The sequence below is a fragment of the Terrabacter sp. P2_E3 genome, from assembly GCF_056403915.1.
Genome location: NZ_JBFUEN010000005.1, coordinates 33307 through 52988 on the forward strand (window position 1 = coordinate 33307; position 19682 = coordinate 52988).

21 protein-coding genes are annotated in these 19682 nt (G+C 70.9%); 11 read left to right on the plus strand and 10 right to left on the minus strand.

The genetic code is table 11. The features are described from left to right. Window positions 1-13: 13 nt before the first annotated feature. Genes AC1DW8_RS07890 through AC1DW8_RS07900 form a run of 3 tightly spaced genes read right to left on the minus strand, consistent with a single transcriptional unit; the run spans window position 14 to window position 1486 of the window. A complete protein-coding gene (locus AC1DW8_RS07890) occupies window positions 14-778 on the minus strand; it encodes a metallophosphoesterase (protein WP_478093424.1) in 765 nt (254 codons plus the stop codon). A 6-nt stretch (window positions 779-784) separates the two neighbouring features. After that, on the minus strand, window positions 785-1192 hold the full coding sequence (locus tag AC1DW8_RS07895) for a hypothetical protein (RefSeq protein WP_478093091.1): 408 nt from the start codon (window positions 1190-1192) through the stop codon (window positions 785-787). Between the two features lie 18 nt (window positions 1193-1210). Beyond that, on the minus strand, window positions 1211-1486 hold the full coding sequence (locus AC1DW8_RS07900) for a DUF2277 domain-containing protein (protein WP_056823265.1): 276 nt from the start codon (window positions 1484-1486) through the stop codon (window positions 1211-1213). A 171-nt stretch (window positions 1487-1657) separates the two neighbouring features. Here AC1DW8_RS07900 and AC1DW8_RS07905 point away from each other — a divergent pair, with 171 nt between their 5' ends. The 8 genes from AC1DW8_RS07905 (at window position 1658) to dnaB (ending at window position 12547) form a co-directional block, all read left to right on the plus strand. After that, a complete protein-coding gene (locus AC1DW8_RS07905) occupies window positions 1658-2794 on the plus strand; it encodes an ROK family transcriptional regulator (protein WP_478093093.1) in 1137 nt (378 codons plus the stop codon). Between the two features lie 165 nt (window positions 2795-2959). After that, entirely contained in the window at window positions 2960-4318 is a 1359-nt protein-coding gene (locus AC1DW8_RS07910; RefSeq protein WP_056779579.1) for an extracellular solute-binding protein, read from the plus strand. 84 nt (window positions 4319-4402) lie between these two features. Further along, window positions 4403-5350: a carbohydrate ABC transporter permease gene (locus AC1DW8_RS07915; protein ID WP_478093096.1), complete on the plus strand. Its 948-nt coding sequence runs from the start codon at window positions 4403-4405 to the stop codon at window positions 5348-5350. After that, window positions 5347-6222 carry a carbohydrate ABC transporter permease gene (locus tag AC1DW8_RS07920; RefSeq protein WP_056823256.1) on the plus strand — a complete coding sequence of 292 codons (876 nt, stop codon included), beginning with the start codon at window positions 5347-5349 and terminating at the stop codon, window positions 6220-6222. The genes AC1DW8_RS07915 and AC1DW8_RS07920 overlap by 4 nt, the downstream gene beginning before the upstream one ends. Window position 6223: 1 nt before the next feature. Beyond that, on the plus strand, window positions 6224-7654 hold the full coding sequence (gene nagZ / locus AC1DW8_RS07925; protein ID WP_478093098.1) for a beta-N-acetylhexosaminidase: 1431 nt from the start codon (window positions 6224-6226) through the stop codon (window positions 7652-7654). Continuing rightward, entirely contained in the window at window positions 7651-8745 is a 1095-nt protein-coding gene (locus tag AC1DW8_RS07930; RefSeq protein WP_056823249.1) for an ROK family protein, read from the plus strand. The genes nagZ and AC1DW8_RS07930 overlap by 4 nt, the downstream gene beginning before the upstream one ends. Next, the gene (locus AC1DW8_RS07935) at window positions 8745-9524 is read left to right on the plus strand and encodes a glucosamine-6-phosphate deaminase (RefSeq protein ID WP_056823248.1); all 780 of its coding nucleotides are present in this window, start codon (window positions 8745-8747) and stop codon (window positions 9522-9524) included. The genes AC1DW8_RS07930 and AC1DW8_RS07935 overlap by 1 nt, the downstream gene beginning before the upstream one ends. Window positions 9525-9961: 437 nt before the next feature. Continuing rightward, entirely contained in the window at window positions 9962-12547 is a 2586-nt protein-coding gene (dnaB, locus tag AC1DW8_RS07940; protein ID WP_478093099.1) for a replicative DNA helicase, read from the plus strand. Between the two features lie 100 nt (window positions 12548-12647). On the opposite strand, the gene AC1DW8_RS07945 is transcribed toward dnaB, so the two are convergent. Further along, a complete protein-coding gene (locus AC1DW8_RS07945; RefSeq protein WP_156415664.1) occupies window positions 12648-13049 on the minus strand; it encodes a hypothetical protein in 402 nt (133 codons plus the stop codon). A 145-nt stretch (window positions 13050-13194) separates the two neighbouring features. On the opposite strand from AC1DW8_RS07945, the gene AC1DW8_RS07950 reads away from it, so the two are divergent. Beyond that, complete coding sequence (locus AC1DW8_RS07950; protein WP_056779556.1) at window positions 13195-13629, plus strand: VOC family protein; 435 nt, start codon at window positions 13195-13197, stop codon at window positions 13627-13629. 61 nt (window positions 13630-13690) lie between these two features. Here AC1DW8_RS07950 and AC1DW8_RS07955 read toward each other — a convergent pair whose 3' ends face one another. The 6 genes from AC1DW8_RS07955 to AC1DW8_RS07980 form a co-directional block, all read right to left on the minus strand. Continuing rightward, window positions 13691-13927 carry a DUF1059 domain-containing protein gene (locus tag AC1DW8_RS07955; RefSeq protein ID WP_056779553.1) on the minus strand — a complete coding sequence of 79 codons (237 nt, stop codon included), beginning with the start codon at window positions 13925-13927 and terminating at the stop codon, window positions 13691-13693. Between the two features lie 75 nt (window positions 13928-14002). Continuing rightward, window positions 14003-14776, minus strand: a complete 774-nt coding sequence (locus tag AC1DW8_RS07960) for a MerR family transcriptional regulator (protein ID WP_056779550.1) — start codon at window positions 14774-14776, stop codon at window positions 14003-14005. A 4-nt stretch (window positions 14777-14780) separates the two neighbouring features. Next, window positions 14781-15131, minus strand: a complete 351-nt coding sequence (locus AC1DW8_RS07965) for a DUF1048 domain-containing protein (protein WP_478093101.1) — start codon at window positions 15129-15131, stop codon at window positions 14781-14783. Window positions 15132-15168: 37 nt separating this feature from the next. Further along, on the minus strand, window positions 15169-15930 hold the full coding sequence (locus AC1DW8_RS07970) for an ABC transporter permease (RefSeq protein ID WP_056779544.1): 762 nt from the start codon (window positions 15928-15930) through the stop codon (window positions 15169-15171). Continuing rightward, window positions 15927-16709 (minus strand): ABC transporter ATP-binding protein, encoded by a 783-nt coding sequence (locus AC1DW8_RS07975; RefSeq protein ID WP_478093103.1) that lies wholly within the window; start codon window positions 16707-16709, stop codon window positions 15927-15929. The genes AC1DW8_RS07970 and AC1DW8_RS07975 overlap by 4 nt, the downstream gene beginning before the upstream one ends. Before the next feature lie 78 nt (window positions 16710-16787). Beyond that, window positions 16788-17684, minus strand: coding sequence for a hypothetical protein (locus AC1DW8_RS07980; RefSeq protein ID WP_478093105.1), 897 nt, complete (start codon window positions 17682-17684; stop codon window positions 16788-16790). A 173-nt stretch (window positions 17685-17857) separates the two neighbouring features. Between AC1DW8_RS07980 and AC1DW8_RS07985 the strand changes: the two genes are divergently transcribed. Together AC1DW8_RS07985 and AC1DW8_RS07990 are read left to right on the plus strand one after the other, a co-directional pair. Next, entirely contained in the window at window positions 17858-18502 is a 645-nt protein-coding gene (locus tag AC1DW8_RS07985; protein ID WP_200958974.1) for a DUF4396 domain-containing protein, read from the plus strand. A gap of 162 nt (window positions 18503-18664) precedes the next feature. Further along, window positions 18665-19447 (plus strand): metal-dependent transcriptional regulator, encoded by a 783-nt coding sequence (locus AC1DW8_RS07990; RefSeq protein ID WP_478093106.1) that lies wholly within the window; start codon window positions 18665-18667, stop codon window positions 19445-19447. Window positions 19448-19682: the final 235 nt, after the last annotated feature.

Genomic DNA, 19682 nt, shown 5'->3' on the forward strand with positions numbered 1-19682 from the left:
CTTAGGGCGGGACTCAGCCGGCGCGCAGGGTGATGACCGGGATCTCCGGCGGCGCGAGGACCCGGACTGGGGGACCCCAGGCGCCGGCGCCGCGGCTCGTCAGGACCGGCACGTCGTCGACCGCACCGAGGCCGTCGACGAGCGGCTGCTGGAGCAGGACGGCATACCGGAAGGGCCACAGCTGGCCGCCGTGGGTGTGGCCGGAGAGCTGGAGGTCGACGCCCTTGCCCTGACCCGACTCGGCGGCCTTGGGCTGGTGCGCGGCGAGCATCGTGAAGGTGTCAGCGGGGACGCCGGCGAGCGCGTCGTCGATGTTGGGGGAGTCGGGTCCGCGGCCGGTCTCGTCGTGGATGCCGGCCATCCGGATGGAGGCGGATCCCCGAGTCAGCGTGACGTTCTCGTTGCGCAGGACGTCGATGCCGAGGGTCTCCCAGTGGTCCATCCACGCATCGGCCTCCTGCGAGATGAACTCGTGGTTGCCGCTGACGGCGAAGACCCCGAGCGGGGCCTCGAGGTCGGCGAGCGGAGCGAGTGCGTCGGACACCTGGCTCACCTTGCCGTCGATGAGGTCGCCGCCCAGCACGACGACGTCGGGGTGCTGCGCGTTGACCTGGTCGACGACGCGGCGGGTGAAGCCCGCGTCACGGATCGGGCCGACGTGCAGGTCGGTGACGAGCGCGACGCGCAGGCCGTCGAGCTCGGCCGGGAGGTCGGCGTCGGTGACCGTGACCGTCGAGACCGTGGGCTCCGACGCCTCGTGGAGGCTGGAGCCGGGGATGTGGCGTCACGAGCTTGCGAGTTCCGGCACATCACTCCGGAAGGCCGTCGTACCGAGTGCCGCGACGACGACCAGCGGCGTGCCCCCGCGCAGGATCGACCGGCGCGCGTCCGGGCGGTGGGCGAGTCTCGTTGCGAGAGCGAGGATCCCGAGGACGAGCACACCGAGCAGGAGGTACCACGCGAACGCGAGCCAGGTCATGCCCACCCAGGCGAGCCACCGGGTGCCGCGCGGGTTGATGAGCCCGCTCTGGACGGCGAAGGCGCCCAGGTTGGCGGCCCAGCCGAGCGCCAGCACGACGGCGGTGGCGCGTCGGGCCGCCGTGGGCCAGCCGGGTGCGACGGCGAGGCGACGGTGGAGGAAGAACGTGAGCAGCGCGAGGATCGCCGCGACGACGGCGACGAAGAAGGACAACGAGTCGGCCGGCGCGGGTCAGGCGGGGGTGCCGAAGCGGACGGCGTTGCGCTCGCGCGCCTTCTGGCGCTCGATCTCGCGGTCCTTGGGCGGCGCGGTCGTCGTCAGGTGCTCGAGCAGGTGGGCCGTCGCGTGCGCGATCGCCTCGACCGCCTCGTCGAAGGCGGCCTGGTTGGCCTGGCTGGGCTTGGTGCTCCCGCTGACCTTGCGGACGTACTGCAGCGCGGCGGCACGGACCTCGTCGCTCGTCGCGGCGGGCTCGAAGTTGTGGAGCTGTCGGATGTTGCGGCACATGCCTCGACTGTATGTCGCGGCACCCACGCAGGGCCCCTCCAGACCGCCTCGTTCAAGGTGATGGCGCTACCCACCTCGGTGTCAGCATCACCTCGATCGGCCGGAGGGCCGGTGAACTTTTCTCGACGAAGGGGTTGCCACATCGAGAGTTAGTAAACTTTACTAACTCTCGTGACCACCGCACTGCCGCGAGCCCGCCGCGTCTCCCCCCGCACCGCCGTACTGCCTGCGCACGGCCGGCGGCACAACCTCTCGCTCGTGCTGCAGATGCTCTACTCCGTCGGCGCGATGAGCCGGGCCGACCTCGCTCGTCGCCTCGGGATGAGCAAGGTGACCGTCTCCGACCTCGTCTCCGAGCTCATGGACAGCGGCCACGCCGTCGAGCTCGGCCCGTCCGAGGTCGTGCGTCCCGGCAAGCCGGGCACGCTCGTCGACGTCAACCGCACCGGCCTGCAGGCCATCGGCGTCGACCTCGCCGCCCATGAGGTGCTTCGCGCCGCGGTGCTCGACCTCGACGGCAACATCCTCGTCCGCGCCGAGCGCCCGATCGGCGACGACTCCGGCCAGGCCGTCGTCGACACGGTGCTCGACCTCGTCCACGAGGTCATCGGCGCCGCCACCGCGCCCCTGCTCGGCATCGGCGTCGGCACCCCCGGCATCGTCGGCCCGGGCGGCGTCGTCGACACCGCCCCCAACCTCGGCTGGACCGACGTGCCGCTGCGCGACATCGTCGCCGACGCGACCGGCCTGCCCGTCTTCGTCGTCAACGACGCCGACGCGGCGGTCCACGCCGACTACACCCTCGGCGACGGCGGCGACGACCTCGTCCTCGTCAAGATCGGCCGCGGTGTCGGTGGCGGGCTCATCGTCGGCGGCCAGCGGGTGCGCGGTGCGCACTTCGCGTCCGGCGAGATCGGCCACGTCACCGTCGGCACCGACGGCGGCGCGACGTGCCGCTGCGGCAAGGTCGGCTGCCTCGAGACGTGGATCTCGGCCCCCAACCTCGAGAAGGCGCTGGCCGCGGCCCCGGGCGATGACCCGCAGGAGCCGCTGCGCGAGGCCGGCGAACGGCTCGGCATCGCCCTCGCCCCCGTCGTCGCGGCCCTCGACCTTTCGGAGGTCGTGCTCAGCGGTCCCGAGCACCTGCTCGGCGGGGTCCTGCGGGACGCCGTCGAGGAGACCCTCCGGGCCCGCCTCCTCGCCCGCACGACGACCGACCTCACGGTGCGCCTCGCGCACCGCTCCTACGACATCGTCCTGCGCGGCGCCGCCGTCCTCGTGCTCTGGGACCAGCTCGGTGTCGCCTGACGCCGCGGTCCACCCCGACCCGGCCCGGCGGCATACGCCATCGGTCCCCGACACCGCACCCCGACACCGCACCTCCCCTCGAACTCCCCTCCACAGGGACACCCCTCCACTCGCGTCCAGCGAACAACCGGTCCGCACCGCGGCCCTTCGAAAGGAAGACAAGGAATGAAGAAGACCCTGGGTCTGGCCGTGGCCACGACCACCGCGGCGCTCGTCCTCACCGCGTGCGGTGGGGGTGCCACCGGCTCGACCACCGACCCCACCGCGGGCGCGTCGGGCAATGCCGGCAAGACGATCACCCTCTGGCTCGCCGGCACCGACACCCCGAAGGAGCTGCGCACCTACCTGCAGGACACCTTCAAGAGCAAGACCGGCGCCACCCTCAAGATCGAGGAGCAGAGCTGGGGCGACCTCGTCACGAAGCTGACGACGTCGCTGCCCGACCCGAAGAACACCCCCGACGTCACCGAGATCGGCAACACGCAGAGCCCGACCTTCACCAACGTCGGTGCCTTCAGTGACGTCTCCGACCTCTACCCGGAGCTCGGCGGCAGCAAGCTGCTGCAGTCGTTCGTCGACGTCGGCAGCGTCGACGGCAAGCAGTACGCGCTGCCCTACTACTTCGGCTCGCGCTACATGTTCGCGCGCAAGGACCTCTGGAAGGAGGCCGGTGTCGCCGCGCCGAAGACCCTCGACGAGTTCAACGCCGCCGTCAAGACGATCACCGCCAAGAACCCCCGCACCATCAAGAACTTCTCCGGCTTCTTCCTCGGCGGCCAGGACTGGCGCAACGGCATCTCGTGGATCTTCGCCAACGGCGGCGAGCTCGCGAAGCAGGAGAACGGCCAGTGGGTCTCGACGCTCGCGGACCCCAACACGGTCAAGGGTCTGACCCAGCTGCAGGATCTCTACAGGAACGCGTCCAAGGCCCCGGCCGACGCCAAGGACCAGACCCCGTGGCTCTACGTCAACGACGCCGACGAGATCCTCGACGAGTCCGGGAACGTCACCGGCAAGACGTCGCTCGCCGCCGCGACGATCATGGCTCCCGGCTGGGCGCACTGGTCGATCGGCGACCTCAAGGACAAGGACGGCAAGAAGGTCCGCGAGTGGAACGACGCGAAGTTCAGCGCCTTCGTGCTCCCGGGCAACGACGGCAAGGCCGCCCCGGTCTTCGCCGGTGGCTCGAACATCGCCATCTCCAAGGCCAGCCAGAACCAGGCCCTGTCCAAGGAGCTGCTCAAGATCATCTTCTCCGCGGACTACCAGAAGAAGCTCGGCGGTGCCGGTCTCGGTCCGGCCAACACCGACTACGTCAGCTCCCTCGGTGACGACCAGTTCGCCAAGGCGCTCATCGACTCCGCGACGAACTCCAAGCTGACGCCGGCGGCCCCGGGCTGGGCCACCGTCGAGTCGAAGATGGTCATGGAGGAGTTCTTCTCCAAGATCCGGGACGCCTCGGACCTCACGGCCCTGGCCCAGGAGTACGACGCGAAGATCACGCCGCTGCTCAACCTCAAGTGACCTGACCCTCGCATGACACCACGTCCGGCGGTCGGGAGATCCCTCCACCCCGACCGCCGGACGTCAGGTTCGAAAGGCCCGCCCATGACCTCCACGGCGACCGCTCCCCCCGAGACCGCTCCCGCGCCGGAGCCCACGGCTCCCGCCCGCCCCGCCCGACGGCAGACGCCCGCGTGGCTCGTGCTTCCCTCGCTCGTCCTGCTCGTCGCCGCGCTCGGCTACCCCGTCGGGTGGCAGGTCGTCACGAGCTTCCAGCACTTCGGGATGATGCAGCAGTTCGGCCAGCCGCCCGAGTGGGTGGGCCTCGCGAACTACGCGTCCCTCGTGACCGACCCGGAGCTCTGGGTCATCGTCGGACGCTCCATCGCCTTCTGCCTCGTGTGCGCCCTGTCGACGGTGGCGATCGGCCTCGGCCTCGCCCTGCTCATGGGCGCGGTCAGCCGCGCCGGCCGCCTCGTGCTCCAGGTCGCACTGCTGCTCGCCTGGGCCATGCCCGTCGTCGCCTCGATGACGGTGTGGACGTGGATCGTCAACTGGCGCAACGGCCTGCTCAACTGGGCGCTCGAGCGCGTCGGCGTCGACGCCCAGGGCCACAACTGGCTCGTCGAGCCGCTCTCGTTCCTCGTCGTCGCAGCCGTCATCGTCGTCTGGATGAGCGTGCCCTTCGTCGCCCTGTCGATCTACGCCGGCCTGACCCAGCTCTCCCCGGAGGTGCTCGAGGCGGCCGAGATCGACGGTGCCGGCGGCTGGAAACGCCTGCGGCACATCATCCTTCCCCTCGTGGCGCCGGTCATCTCGATCGTCCTGCTGCTCCAGCTCATCTGGGACCTGAGGGTCTTCACGCAGATCAAGCTGCTCCAGGACGCCGGTGGCGTGGCCAACGAGACCCACCTGCTCGGCACGTACATCTACCAGCTCGGCACGGGCGCCGGGGACTTCGGGATGGCCAGCGCGGTCTCCATCCTCATGCTCCTGCTCACCGTCGCCGTCAGCTGGTACTACGTCCGCTCGCTCATGAAGGAGGAGTCGTGACCCGCATCCTCGGCCCGGTCAGCTCCCGTCGATCGATCCGTGGCTCGAGGAGGCGCTCGGTCCTCACCGTCGTCGCGGTCCTCCTCGCCCTCGTCTGGGCGTTCCCCGTCTACTGGATGATCAACTCGGCCTTCCTCGACAAGGTGACGCTCCAGTCGAGCACGCCGACCTTCCTGCCCTTCGGCGGCTCGTTCGACAACTTCGCCACGGTCTTCGGCGACGCGGGATTCGTTCGCGCCCTGGGGATCTCGCTCGCCGTCACCCTCGTCACCGTGGCTGCCGCGATCGTCATCGCCTTCCTCGGGGCCCTCGCGATCAGCCGCTTCCGCTTCCGGGGCCGGCGCTCGTTCATCCTCGCCCTGCTGCTCATCCAGATGCTTCCGGCAGAGGGCCTCTTCATCGCGCAGTACAAGATGATGAGCTCGGTCGGGCTGCTCAACAACGTGCTCGGGCTCGCGCTGCTCTACACCGCTGCCGTCGTGCCGTTCACCGTGTGGATGCTCCGCGGCTTCGTCGCGGGCGTGCCGGTCGAGCTCGAGGAGGCGGCCATGGTCGACGGGCTCTCACGCACCAAGGCCTTCCTGCGGATCACGTTCCCGCTGCTGGCTCCCGGGCTCGTCGCGTCGGGCGTCTACGCGTTCCTCCAGGCGTGGAACGAGTTCACCGTGGCCCTGGTCGTCATGACCGAGGAGCAGTCGCGCACCCTGCCACTGTGGCTGCGTGGTTTCGTCCAGGCGAGCGCGACCCGCGAGACCGACTGGGGCCAGGTCATGGCCGCGTCGACCGTCGTCGCCGTGCCGGTCATCATCTTCTTCCTCGTCGTCCAGGGGCGCATGAGCAACGGCCTCGTCGGCGGGGCGGTGAAGGGCTGAGATGAACACCTCACGAGAGGCGCTGCGGCGCCTCACCGTCGGCACGCTCATGCCCGGATTCGTCGGCACCACCGTCCCCGCGTGGATCGAGCGGGAGTATGCCGCCGGGCTGGCCTCCGTCTGTCTGTACGGCGCGAACGTCGTGGACCCCGACCAGCTGGCCCAGCTGTGTGGGTCGCTGCGGTCGGTGGCGCCGGACGTCATCGTCGCCGTCGACGAGGAGGGCGGTGACGTGACGCGGCTGCATTACCCGACGGGGTCGACGCAGCCCGGCAACGCGTTGCTCGGTCGCCTCGACGACACCGCGCTGACCCGGGACTCCGCCGCGGCCATCGGCCGCGAGCTCGCGGCATACGGCATCAACCTCGACCTCGCGCCCGTCGTCGACGTCAACTCCGCCGACGAGAACCCCGTCATCGGGGTCCGCAGCTTCGGCGCCGAGGCGGCCCACGTCGCGCGGCACTCGGCCGCCTACGTCGACGGTGTGCAGTCGGTCGGGGTCGCCGCGTGCGCCAAGCACTTCCCGGGCCACGGCGACACCGTGACGGACTCGCACCACGCGCTGCCGCGGGTGCATGCCGAGGCGCACGTGCTCGACGCGCGCGAGCTCGAGCCGTTCCGTGCGGCGATCGAGGCGCGGGTCGCGTGCATCATGACCTCGCACGTCGTCGTCAGCGCCATCGACGCCGAACGTCCGGCGACCTTCTCGCCCGTCGTCCTCGGCGACGTGCTCCGCGACCGGCTCGGCTTCGAGGGGGTCATCGTCTCCGACGCCCTCGACATGGCCGGGGCCTCGGCCGAGACGGGCATCCCCGAGGCCGCGGTTCGCGCCCTCGTCGCGGGGTGCGACCTGCTCTGTGTCGGGTCCGAGACGACGGAGGACTGCTACCTCGCCGTCGTCGAGGCGGTCGTGCGGGCGGCGGAGTCGGGTCGGCTGCCTCTCGAGCGACTCGAGGAGGCGGCGGCGCGGGTCGTCCTGCTGTCCCAGGGCTTCGCAGCCGGCGGCCCGGGTGCGCACGGCAGAACCGCCGACGTGGTGGAGCCCGGCTGGGCCAACGGCGCGCTCGTCGGCGGCTTCGAGGTCGGGGACGCGGTGCGCACGTGGCTCGACGCCCCGGGCGAGGCCGTCATCGTGCAGGTGGCCTCCGACCCGAACCTCGCCGTCGGGCGGGTCGCCTGGGGCCCGACGGCCGCCGGGCTGACGACACCCGAGGGCGACGTGCCCGAGGGTGCCAGGGTCGCCGTGGCCGGCCGTGGGCTCGCCGCGGGGCACCCGCTCTGGGAGGTCGCCGATCGCCTTCGTGCGCAAGGACATCCGACGATCGTCGTCGACTGCGGCTGGCCTCGCGGCGGTGCGGACCTCGTGACCTTCGGGGGCTCTGTCGTCGTCGCCCAGGCCCTCGGCCGCTACCTCGGGGTGCCGGCGCGATGACGGCCGAGCCGCGGCTCGGGATCGACATCGGCGGGACGAAGACGGCTGTGGTCCTCGTGGCCGACGGCTCGGTGCTGGCGATGCGCTCGGCACCGTCCGGACGCGGCGCGTCAGGGGTCGTCGACGTTGCCGTGCGCCTCGCCCGGGAGGTCCTCGCCGCCGAGGCTCGGGGTGTCGGGGCCGCCGGGGGTGCCGGGGGTGCCGGGGCCGCCGGGGGTGCCGCGGACGTCGTGTCGGTGGGCGCGTGCATGCCCGGGCTCGTCGACCCCGTGAGCGGGGTCGCCCGGCACGCCGTCAACCTCGGGGTCGAGTCGCTCGACCTCGCCGGTGAGCTGTCCGTACGCCTCGGCGTGCCGGTCGCGGTCGAGAACGACGTCAAGGCCGCCGCCCTCGGTGCCTGGCGGCTGCGCGCGCCATGGGCCGAGGGGTCGACGGCTGCCGACATCGGTCCTGGTGGTCCTGGTGGTCCTGCCGGCCCCGGTGGTCTGGCACTCGCGTACCTCAACCTCGGGACGGGGCTCGCCTCGGCCGTGGTGCGCGACGGCGTCGTGGTCCGCGGGATCGACGGGGCGGCAGGCGAGATCGGGCACCTGCCGGTCGGCGGGGACGCCCCGTGCACGTGTGGCCAGGTCGGCTGCCTCGAGACCGTGGCCTCGGGCTCGGCGCTCGCCCGTCTCTGGCCGGTGGCCGGGCGTCGGGCGACGAACCCGTTCGCGGCCGCCGCTGCCGGCGACGCCCTCGCGGCCGCCGCCGTCGACGTGCTCTGCACGGGGGTGGGGCTGGCGGTCCAGCTGCTCGCCCTCGCCTCCGGGGCCGAACGCGTCGTCGTGGGTGGCGGCCTGGCCGGGCTGGGGGCCCCGCTCCTCGACGGGATCCGCGCTGACCTCGAACGGCGCGCACGCAGCTCTCGGATGATCGACGCCCTCGGCCTGCCCGACCGCGTCGAGCTGTTGCCGGCCGACGTGCCCGTGGCGGCCCTCGGCGCCGCGTGGCTGTCCGCACCGGACCTCCCCGGCGCCCCGCGGCTGGCCTCCGTCGGCTCCCCGGACGGGCTCAACGGCGTCACCGTGCCCGGTGAGAGGGTGGGGTGATGGAGGTCCTCGTCCTGCCCACGCCTGCCGACGTCGCCAGCCGGGCGGCCGAGGTCGTCATCGACGGCCTCGGGGCCGCACACCGCGACGAGCCAGTCCTCGGGCTCGCGACCGGGTCGTCGCCCCTGGGGCTCTACGCGGAGCTCGCGCGGGCCGTGGCGACCGGTCGTCTCGACCTGCGCGGCGCCCGTGGCTTTGCGCTCGACGAGTACGTCGGCCTGCCCGCCGGTCACCCCCAGTCGTACCGCGAGGTGCTGCTCCGCGAGGTCTGCGGGCCGCTGGGGCTGTCGCCCGACCGGCTCCACGTGCCCGACGGCTCCGGCCACGACGAGGACGAGCTCGTCGCCGGGGCCTCGGAGTACGAGCGACTCATCCGTGACGCGGGTGGGGTCGACGTGCAGATCCTCGGCATCGGTGCCAACGGTCACCTCGGCTTCAACGAGCCCGGCTCGGCACTCTCGTCGCGAACGCGCGTCAAGCGGCTGTCCGACCGCACGCGCCACGACAACGCACGCTTCTTCGACGGGATCACGGACGTGCCGACCCACTGCGTCACCCAGGGTCTCGGCACCGTCCTCGACGCGCGACGTCTCGTGCTCGTCGCCTCCGGACCCGGCAAGGCCGCGGCCGTCGCGGCCGCGCTCGAGGGTCCGCTGTCGGCCTCGTGCCCGGCCTCGGTGCTCCAGTGGCACGCCGACGCGACCGCGCTGCTCGACGAGGCTGCCGCCTCGATGCTGCGCAACCGGGACTACTACGACGCCTCGGCCGCCGGGCTCTGAGCGTGCCCGCGCGACCGCGGCGGACGGCATACCCCATGGTCGGGCGTGTCGCGACGGGCTGTGGACAACGCACAGGGGTGAGGAACTTGTTCTCCACAGCCCGTGGACAGCCATTTGTGCAGGTCACCGAGCACGACGTGATGTGACCGGCGCCACATGCCCACAGTTGTTCACACACGTTGTCCACACCTGTTGACGGCGTGTCGAGGGTGTCCGTCCACCGGTTGTCCACAGGGGGACGAGGTCGAGGGGCGGCTGAGGTTGTTGTCCGTGGATCCCCGCACCTACGGTGGGGCGGGTGCTCCTCGGGAAGGGCGCGCGACGGGCTGGGTAGGTCTCGTCGGCGCCGTCCTGCCCGGCGCTGTCAGCGCCACGCTGTCTACTGGTGTGGACCGGGTTGCACCGATGTCATTCATTACTCAGGGGAAGGGGAGCACGTGTCGCTCGCTGAGCTGAGCACGAGCGCGTTCGCGTCGTCGTCGACCCGTGACGGAGGCCCCCCGGACGACCGTCTCCCGCCGCAGGACGTCGGGGCCGAGCAGTCCGTCCTCGGCGGCATGCTCCTGTCCAAGGACGCGATCGCCGACTGCGTCGAGCAGCTCAAGGGCACCGACTTCTACCGTCCCGCCCACGAGCTCATCTACGACGCCGTCCTCGACCTCTACGGTCGCGGTGAGCCCGCCGACGCCATCACCGTCAGCGACGAGCTGACCAAGCGCGGCGACCTCGGGCGCGTCGGCGGCCAGGCCTACCTCCACCAGCTCATCGCCTCGGTGCCCACCGCGGCCAACGCCGGCTACTACGCCCAGATCGTCGCCGAGCGCGCCGTGCTGCGCCGCCTCGTCGAGGCCGGCACCCGCATCGTCCAGCTCGGCTACGCCCAGGGTGGTGGCGACGTCGAGGACATCGTCAACGCGGCGCAGGCGGAGGTCTACGCCGTGGCCGACAAGCGCGGCGGCGAGGACTACCACGCCATCGGCGACATCATCGAGGCCACGGTCGACGAGATCGAGGTCGCGTCGGGCCGTTCCGGTGAGATGACCGGTGTGCCAACGGGATTCACCGACTTCGACGCCCTCACCAACGGCCTGCACCCCGGCCAGATGATCGTCATCGCCGCCCGACCGGCGATGGGCAAGGCGCTCGCCCTCGACACGCCGCTCCCGACACCCGCCGGGTGGACGACGATGGGCGAGGTCGCCGTCGGTGACTTCGTCATCGGTTCGGACGGCCGTCCCACTCGCGTCGTGGCGGCCACCGAGGTCATGGACGACCGCCCCTGCTACGAGGTGGAGTTCTCGGACGGCTCGGTGTTGGTCGCCGACGAGCAGCACCAGTGGTTGACGCACTCGCGCGCCGAGCGGCGTGGCAAGGGTGTGGGGTCGGTGCGCACCACCGGAGAGATTGCGCTCTCTGTGCGCACGACCACGGTCGAGGCGAGGCTCAACCACTCCATCGCGAACGCGGGCGCCCTTCAGCTCGAGAGCCGGTCGCTGCCTGTCCCGCCCTATGTACTCGGTGCCTGGCTCGGAGACGGCACGAGTGCCGGGGCTTCGATCACCACGGCGGACCCCGAGCTGGTGATGCGACTCGAGGCCGAGGGTCTCGTCGTCAAGCCCCTTGGGGCCCGGATGCGCTACTCCTTGTCCCTGCCCGACGAGCCCGTCGCCGCCCGGACGTGTGTCGTCTGCGGCGAAGAGTTCGTCCCGCGGACTTCTCAGGTCAAGACCTGCGGAAGGTCGTGTGGAGGTCGCGCGAAGGGTCTCGGTGCCAGTGCCCACCCCTCGTGCCCCGACTGCGGCCGGCCCTCATCCGGTCTCCGCAGGTGCCAGGTCTGTCGCGACGAGCACGGAACGGTGACCGCGTTGCTGCGCGGTCTCGGCGTCCTGGGCGACAAGCACGTCCCGCAGGCGTACCTGCGCGCCAGCGAGGCCCAGCGTCGCGATCTGCTGGCCGGTCTGCTCGACACCGACGGCACCGTGACCAATGCCGGCTGTGTGCAGTTCACCGTGACGAACCGCGTCCTGGCCGAGGGCGTTCGTGAGCTCGTCGTCAGCCTGGGCTACCGGTGCACCATCGCGACGCGCGCGGTCAAGGGCCGCTCGGTCGAGTCGTCCACGGCCTACGACGTCAACTTCACGTGTGACGACGACGTGTTCTGGCTTCCTCGGAAGGCGCTCCTGCACAAGGAGCTTCGACGCAAGACGCTCACCCGCCGGTCATCGCGGTTCATCACCGACGTGCGTCGCATCGCGTCGGTCCCGGTTCGTTGCATCGAGGTGGCGGCGGATGACCACCTGTACCTCGCCGGCGAGTCGATGATCCCGACGCACAACTCGACCATCGGTCTCGACATCGTCCGGTCGGCCGCGATCAAGCACAAGATGGCCGCCGTCGTCTTCTCGCTCGAGATGAGCCGCACCGAGATCACCATGCGTCTGCTCTCGGCCGAGGCCGGCATCCAGCTGCAGCACATGCGCAAGGGCACGATGCGCGAGGAGGACTGGACCCGCCTCGCCTCCACCATGGGCCGTGTCTCCGATGCGCCGCTCTTCATCGACGACTCGCCCAACATGTCGCTCATGGAGATCCGCGCCAAGTGCCGCCGGCTCAAGCAGCGCGAGAACCTCAAGCTCGTCGTCATCGACTACCTCCAGCTCATGAGCTCGGGCAAGCGCGTCGAGTCGCGCCAGCAGGAGGTCTCGGAGTTCTCCCGTGCCCTCAAGCTGCTCGCCAAGGAGCTCGAGGTGCCGGTCATCGCGATCTCGCAGCTGAACCGTGGTCCCGAGCAGCGCACCGACAAGAAGCCCGCGATGAGCGATCTTCGCGAGTCGGGATCGATCGAGCAGGATGCCGACATGGTGATCCTGCTCCACCGAGAGGCCGCCTACGAGAAGGACTCTCCGCGAGAGGGCGAGGCCGACCTCATCGTGGCCAAGCACCGAAACGGCCCCACCGACACGATCGTCGTCGCGTTCCAGGGCCACTTCAGCCGCTTCACCAACATGGCCAACAACTTCTGAGACGCCTCCCGAGGTGGCACGACGAACGCCGGCCCGACTGACGTCGGACCGGCGTTCGATCGTGGTGGCAGCAGCGGCGGGCGCCGAGGCGGTCGCCGGCTCAGGTGTAGAAGGTCTGCTTCTGCGAGTAGAGCCAGGTGCCGGCGGAGCTCTCCCAACGCAGCTGCATGTCGTACAACGCGTCCTCACGGATGCTCAGGTTGCCGGTGCAGTACCACCCGGCCCCACCCGAGTTCGACGCGGAACGGATGGCGCGGTCGGGCTCGGACAGCCCGTAGTGGGAGCCGATCGCCACCTGTCCCCACGCGCCCGAGCCGCCGTAGACGATGACGCAGAGGTTGTCGGTCAGGTCATCCCACGTCGCCTTGACCACGACGGTGCCGTCGGCCTTCTTGAGCACCATCGTCTTGTCGTTGGCGGAAGCCGCACCACTGCTTCCCATGACGATCGCGGCCATCGCGGCCGTGGCCGCGACGCCGCGGGCAAGCGTTCGATTTCGCATGTCCCATCCCCTGGTTCAGGGCCGACGCCCTTGGTCGGCCGCGCTCAAGGCTCACACAGGTGGGTGGGGCCGACAACCGGAGACGCCCGCACCCTCAACGGAATCGGCGTGGCGAGCCCCGCGGGGGCGCCTCTAGGGTGAGCGCATGGCGACGGTCAGGCAGGTCCAGGTCACGTTCGACTGTGCGGATCCCGAGCGCGTGGCTCGCTTCTGGTGCGAGGTGCTCGGCTACGAGGTGCCGCCACCGCCCGAGGGTTTCGCCTCGTGGGACGAGTTCGACCGGTCGCTGCCGTCGGAGCGTCAGGGTTCGGCGTTCGCCTGCTCCGACCCGACGGGGGTGGGTCCGCGCCTGTTCTTCCAGCGCGTCCCCGAGGGCAAGGTCGTCAAGAACCGGGTCCACCTCGACGTCCGGGTCGGCACGGGGCTCGTCGGTGACGAGCGCCTGGCGGCCCTCGAGTCCGAGTGCGCACGGCTCGTCGCCCTCGGAGCCACCCGGGGGACGCTGCTGCGCGCCGACGGCTTCAACGAGTCGTGCCAGGTGATGCAGGACGTCGAGGGCAACGAGTTCTGCCTGGACTGAGCGCGACACGGCCACCCTGCCCGTCCACACGAACGGCGGGTGGCCGGATCGACGCCAGCTCTCAGTCGTCGGCCAGGGCGGCGAAGGTCTGCTTGGTCCCGGTGTACCAGGCCATCGACTTCTTCGGGTGCCGCCACCGGGCCTTCATCGCCTGACGGGCCTCATCGTGGGTGGCGTCGCCCAACTTCTCCGCCTCCTTGAGGTGGCGGTCCTGGGCCTTGATGATCTCGTCGGCGGTGCCGGCCTGGTGGGCGAGGTCGCACGGTCCGCCGAGGTCTCGGCAGGTCATCGTCTTCATGGTCGTCTCCTTCTCGCGGGGGTGTCTCGCTCTACTGACGAGCGGGACGCGGCAGATGTGACAGTCCGCGATCGCTCAGCGCGCCGGCTCCATCCGCCGGATGTCGGTCCACCCGGTCCACCCGCGCTCCTCGAGCAGCTCGAGCAGCCGGGCGGCGCAGGCGAACGACTCGAGGAACGCCGCGTCGAGCAGGGCGATGAGGTCGTCGCTCACGGGGTGCACGTCCTCGATGCCCTCGGCCTCGGCGGACGCCGCCTCGATGAAGGCGGCCACCCGGTCGGCGAGCGCGGGCAGCCGGGGGTCGTCAGGGGCGCAGTCGACGAGGTCGCCGATGTCGAGGTAGAGCCGGCGCAGCACCTCGTGCTCGATCTGGCTCTGCTTGATCTCCATGAAGGCCGCGACCTCGTCGGGCATCTGCGCCGCGATGAGGATCCAGCTGTCGCGCTCGACCTCGATGAGCCGCTCGGGGAAGCCGAGCTCGCGCATCCGGTCGACGTAGGCGACGACCTCGGGCGGCAGGGCCAGGCTGTCTCCGGCCGCGAGCTTGGCGATGCGCTCACGATGCCGCTGCAGCTCGCGGATCTCGGTGCGCAGGCGGCGGTCGATCTGCTCGACCGCCGCTGCGAACTCCTCGTCGCCGGCGTCGAGGAGCTCGTGGACGCGGGACAGGGGGACCCCGGCGTCGGCGAGGGTGCGGATCCGGACGAGCTGGACCACCGCCGCCGCGTCGTAGCGCCGGTAGCCCGAGTGGTCGCGCTCGGGCTCGGGCAGCAAACCCTTGGCGTGGTAGTGCCGGACGGTGCGCACGGTGACGCCGGCGTACGCCGCGAGCTGGCTGATGGTCAGCATGGCCCTATTCTGCGACCTTCGAGGTGACCTTCGACGCGACCGCGCGGTTCAGCTCGGACCGCCACGTGTCGGCATACGTCGTGACGCCGCTCAGGCGCTCGTCGCAGAAGGCGGCGACGTCGCGGCCGGTGACGTCGAGGACGCGCCGCCCCTCGCGAGCACTGGTCTCGAAGAGCTCGAGGACGTCGCGCAGGACCGCGACGACGTCCATGCCGTCGCCCGAGGTGAAGCGCCACATGTACGCCTTCATCTCGCCGTAGACGACCCGGTAGTCGTGGGGCAACGCGTGCGCCCGCGCCTCCATGGCCTTCCACTCCTTCTTGTCGCCGATGATCTTGCTCAGCAGGTTGTTCATGAGGGTCTCCTTCACGAGGTGGATGGCGTATGCCGGGTCAGGCGAGCTTGCTGCGGTAGGTGCGCATCGCGAGCGCGTAGGCGACGAGGAGGAGCCCGACGCACCAGGCCAGGGCGACCCAGCCGTCGCTGCCGACGGGCTGCTGCTCGAAGAGGCTGCGGATGGTGTTGACGATCGAGGTGACCGGCTGGTGCTCGGCGAACCACTGGACGGGGCCGGGCATGCTCTCGGTCGGCACGAAGGCCGAGCTGACGAAGGGCAGGAAGATCAGTGGGTAGGAGAACCCGCTGACGCCGTCGACGGTCTTGGCCGTGAGGCCCGGGATCACCGCGAGCCAGGTGAGGGCGAGGGTGAACAGCAGCATGATCCCGAGGACCGCGAGCCAGGCGAGCACGCCGGCGCCGGTGCGGAAGCCCATCGCCAGGGCGACGAGGACGACGAGCACGAGCGAGGTCAGGTTGGCCACGACCGAGGTCAGCACGTGCCCCCAGAGGAAGGCCGAGCGGGTGATCGGCATCGACTGGAAGCGCTCGAAGATGCCGCCCGAGACGTCGGTGAACAGGCGGAAGGCCGTGTAGGCGATGCCGGAGGCGACGGTGATGAGCAGGATGCCGGGCAGCAGGTAGTTGACGTAGGAGGCGCCGCCGACGTCGATCGCACCGCCGAAGACGTAGACGAAGAGCAGCAGCATGGCGATCGGCGTGATCGCCGTGGTGATGATGGTGTCGGGGCTGCGCAGGATGTGGCGCAGGGACCGCTTGAGCAGGACGTCGGTGTCGTGGAACACGTAGGTGGTCATCGCTGGGCTCCTTGGTGGGCGGCGTCGTCGTGGCCGACGATCGCGAGGAAGATGTCTTCGAGGGACGGCTGCTTCTCGACGTACTCGACCTTCGCCGGCGGGAGGAGCTGCTTGAGCTCCGCGAGGGTGCCGTCGGCGATGATGCGGCCCTCGTGGAGCACCGCGATCCGGTCGGCGAGGTGCTCGGCCTCGTCGAGGTACTGCGTGGTGAGCAGGACGGTGGTGCCCCGGCCGGCGAGCTCCTGAACCGTCTTCCACACCTCGATGCGCGACTGCGGGTCGAGCCCTGTCGTCGGCTCGTCGAGGAAGAGCACCGGCGGGTCGCCGATGAGGCTCATCGCGATGTCGAGTCGGCGGCGCATGCCGCCCGAGTAGGTCGCGACGCGCTTCCCGCCGGCCTCGGTGAGGCCGAACCGCTCGAGCAGGGAGTCGGCGATCGCTCCCGGGCCGTCGAGACGTCGCAGCTGGGCGACGAGGACGAGGTTCTCGCGTCCGGTGAGGATCTCGTCGACGGCGGCGAACTGCCCCGTGAGGCTGATCGCCGCGCGGACCTGTTCGGGCTCGGTGGCGACGTCGTGGCCATCGACGGCGGCGGTCCCGCCGTCTGCCTTGAGCAGGGTCGAGAGGATCTTGACTGCGGTGGTCTTGCCGGCGCCGTTGGAGCCGAGCAAGGCGAAGATCGTGCCCGCGGGGACGCTGAGGTCGACTCCCTTGAGCACTGCGTGGTCGCCGTAGGACTTGGTGAGCCCGACGATCTCGATGGCTGTTTTCGTGGTCATGTGGACAGCGTGCAACCCTGACGCTGCGTCAAGGTCAAGCGCTGATCGCGACTGACTTTCGAGTGCGCCCGCGACCCGTCAGCGGGCGCTGGCGAGAAGACGTCGCCGAAGGGCCAGCAGCCGCGTCGCGACGTCGGTCTCGACCCGCGCCGGGTCGGTGACCCAGTCCATGAGGGCGCGGTCGTCCCGCGTCACCCCGGACCGCTCGTCGGCGATCGCTGCCGCCATGAGGGCGCCGGTGCGCGGCACCGGCAGGTCCTGGCGGAGCGCCTCGTCGGCCCAGTCGTCTGCCGAGCGGATCAGCTCGTCGTCGACGTGTCGGCGTCGGGCCACCGCCAACGCGTCCGCCGCCGCGGGGAGCGACCCCACCGCGGCCGGATCGGCCACGGAGCGCACCTCGGACACGAGGGCGTCGAGGTGGATCTCAAGCAGCCAGGTCGGCATCCCCCGTGCGGCGAGCACGCGCGAGAGCCACTGGACCTGGTGCACGGCGCGGCTCTCGGCCAGCGCGGCGAGCGAGATGAGCCACGCGGAGTCCGTCGTGGCGAAGCGGGAGCCGCGCTCGCCGTAGCGGATGCCGTAGTAGGGCATCGCGTCGATCGAGCCCTGCGCGGCCCGGACGGCGGCACGCAGCAGGGTCGCGTCCGTCGTGATCTCGTAGCCGCCGGAGGCCGGGTTGACGACGCCGGCGTCGATGGACTGGCCCGTGCTGCGGCGGATGAGTCCGGCCACGACGTGACGGGTCGCCTCGGCGACGAGGGTGGCGACGCGCTCGGGGTCCGCGCCCGGCACGCGCCGCCCCGCAAGCGCTGCGTGCAGCACCTGCACGTCGGTGGATCCCGTTGCGACGACGAGGCGCTCGATCCCGACGACCGCTGCGAGGAACGCCGGGTCCTCGAGCGGGCCGGTCACCTTCCGGTCGGCATGGTCGAGGAGGATCCGGTGCGCGTGGTCACCGTCGACGTGCTGTGTCACGTATCCAATCCTTGTGCATGGCTCCACCGTTGGAGTGGCGAACGCCCGACTTCGGAAGACGGGAATGAGCGACGGCGGGCACGCGTTGACACCAGCGGAGGGCATACCCATGGGGGGTATGCCGGACGGCGGGCCCAGCGGGTCCCGTGGCCCCCGCGACCGGAGGGACGACCATGAACGAGGCGGCGACGTCAGCGCACGAGCACCACGACGCCCACGAGCACCCTGGTGCCCAGGACGCGACTGCGGGCCCGGGTGGCGGGCTGGCCTCCATGGCGGCCGGCGCCACGCTGCACTGCCTCACCGGCTGCGCCGTCGGCGAGATCCTCGGCCTCATGATCGGCACCGCCGTCGGGCTCGCCGCCGGCGCGACCATCGCCCTCTCCGTGGCCCTCGCCTTCTTCTTCGGCTACGCGCTCTCGAGCCTCCCCCTGCTGCGCAGCGGCCTGTCGCTGCGCGCCGCGCTCGCGCTCGTCCTGGCCGCCGACACCGTCTCGATCCTCACGATGGAGGTCGTCGACAACCTCGTCATGGCCGTGATCCCCGGCGCCATGGATGCCGGCCTCGTCAACGCCGTCTTCTGGGTCGGTATGTCGATCTCGCTCGTCGCGGCGTTCGCCGCGGCTTATCCGGTCAACCGACAGCTCCTCTCGCGGGGGAAGGGCCACGCCCTCACCCACGCGCACCACGGGGCGAGCGGGGCGGTCACCGGTTGGCGCCGGTTCATCCCCGACCTGCCCGCTCCGGCGCTGGCAGCGGCCATCGCTGCGTTCATGCTCGGCGGGCTCGTCGTCGCGGTCGCCGACGGCCTGGCGTGACGCGCCTCTCGTTGGGGATCCGACCGTCGCTCGGTGCGCCCATGATAGAAGTTAGGCATGCCGAACTTCGAGACCCGGCGGCTCGTCACCGGGACGCTCACGACGATCCTCTTCGTCGGTTGCTTCGTGCTGCTGGCCCGGCTGCTCACGTAGTCTCTGGCGGTGGCCAGGACCGAGAACCGCACCGCCGTCGAGGACTACCTCAAGGTCATCTTCTCCCTGGGTGAGTGGCAGGACGAGACGGTGAGCAATGCGGCCGTCGCCGCCCGGCTCGGGGTCTCGACGTCGTCGGTCTCGGAGATGGCGCGCAAGCTCGCCGACGGCGGGCTCGTCGCCCACAAGCGTTACGGCGGTATGCGGCTGACCGACGAGGGTCTCGAGCAGGCGCTGCGGATGGTGCGCCGTCACCGCCTCGTCGAGACCTTCCTCGTCCGGTCCCTGGGCTACTCCTGGGACGAGGTGCACGACGACGCCGAAGTGCTCGAGCACGCCGTCTCGACGCTCATGGTCGACCGGATGGACGACCAGCTCGGCCGCCCGTGGCGCGATCCGCACGGTGACCCGATCCCCACGCCGGAGGGTGTGCTGCACCAGCCGACCGCCGAGCCGTTCGCGACGAGCCCCGCGGGGGAGCGCCGCTTCGTCGCTCGCATCGACGACGACGACCCGGCGCTGCTCCGCTGGTTCGCCGAGACCGGAATCGCCGTCGACGCCCAGGTCGTCGTCCGGGAGCGCAAGCCCTTCGGCGGCGCGACCCGGGTCGAGGTCACCCCACCCGGCGAGCCGGCAGAGGTGTCCCACGAGGTCGAGCTCGGCGACCAGGCCGTCGCCGCCCTTCTCGTCAGCTTCGAACCGGCCTCGCCGGATCCGTTGAACGACAAGGGATGTCACTACGTCGGCTGTCGGCACATCGGCGTCCCAAGGGTTTCCGAGAAGAATCGCTAGGCGCACCGAGACGTTGCACGACGCATGGCGTTCGGCCTACGGTCGGCGCATCGAAAGGGAGTAGTCCCCAACGACCGCATCGACATACTGGCTCCGGCCCGGTGCGGTCGGCCCTGATCGCGACGCCAGCACGGCAGGCGCGGACCCGCGGCGGACGAGACTTTCGACCTCGTGCCGACCCACCGACGGGCGCGCCAGGTCGAGGCTCCCTGCGGTGCCTCGTGGCTGCGCCGAG

What these genes read in the sequence shown, in the direction of transcription:
- AC1DW8_RS07915 (WP_478093096.1), top strand. Translation starts at nt 4,403, where the DNA reads ATGACCTCCACGGCGACCGCTCCCCCCGAGACCGCTCCCGCGCCGGAG.
- AC1DW8_RS07985 (WP_200958974.1), top strand. Translation starts at nt 17,858, where the DNA reads ATGAACGAGGCGGCGACGTCAGCGCACGAGCACCACGACGCCCACGAG.
- AC1DW8_RS07975 (WP_478093103.1), bottom strand. Translation starts at nt 16,709, where the DNA reads ATGACCACGAAAACAGCCATCGAGATCGTCGGGCTCACCAAGTCCTAC.
- nagZ (WP_478093098.1), top strand. Translation starts at nt 6,224, where the DNA reads ATGAACACCTCACGAGAGGCGCTGCGGCGCCTCACCGTCGGCACGCTC.
- AC1DW8_RS07930 (WP_056823249.1), top strand. Translation starts at nt 7,651, where the DNA reads ATGACGGCCGAGCCGCGGCTCGGGATCGACATCGGCGGGACGAAGACG.
- AC1DW8_RS07945 (WP_156415664.1), bottom strand. Translation starts at nt 13,049, where the DNA reads ATGCGAAATCGAACGCTTGCCCGCGGCGTCGCGGCCACGGCCGCGATG.
- AC1DW8_RS07950 (WP_056779556.1), top strand. Translation starts at nt 13,195, where the DNA reads ATGGCGACGGTCAGGCAGGTCCAGGTCACGTTCGACTGTGCGGATCCC.
- AC1DW8_RS07960 (WP_056779550.1), bottom strand. Translation starts at nt 14,776, where the DNA reads ATGCTGACCATCAGCCAGCTCGCGGCGTACGCCGGCGTCACCGTGCGC.
- AC1DW8_RS07900 (WP_056823265.1), bottom strand. Translation starts at nt 1,486, where the DNA reads ATGTGCCGCAACATCCGACAGCTCCACAACTTCGAGCCCGCCGCGACG.
- AC1DW8_RS07910 (WP_056779579.1), top strand. Translation starts at nt 2,960, where the DNA reads ATGAAGAAGACCCTGGGTCTGGCCGTGGCCACGACCACCGCGGCGCTC.
- AC1DW8_RS07965 (WP_478093101.1), bottom strand. Translation starts at nt 15,131, where the DNA reads ATGAACAACCTGCTGAGCAAGATCATCGGCGACAAGAAGGAGTGGAAG.
- AC1DW8_RS07970 (WP_056779544.1), bottom strand. Translation starts at nt 15,930, where the DNA reads ATGACCACCTACGTGTTCCACGACACCGACGTCCTGCTCAAGCGGTCC.
- AC1DW8_RS07955 (WP_056779553.1), bottom strand. Translation starts at nt 13,927, where the DNA reads ATGAAGACGATGACCTGCCGAGACCTCGGCGGACCGTGCGACCTCGCC.
- AC1DW8_RS07935 (WP_056823248.1), top strand. Translation starts at nt 8,745, where the DNA reads ATGGAGGTCCTCGTCCTGCCCACGCCTGCCGACGTCGCCAGCCGGGCG.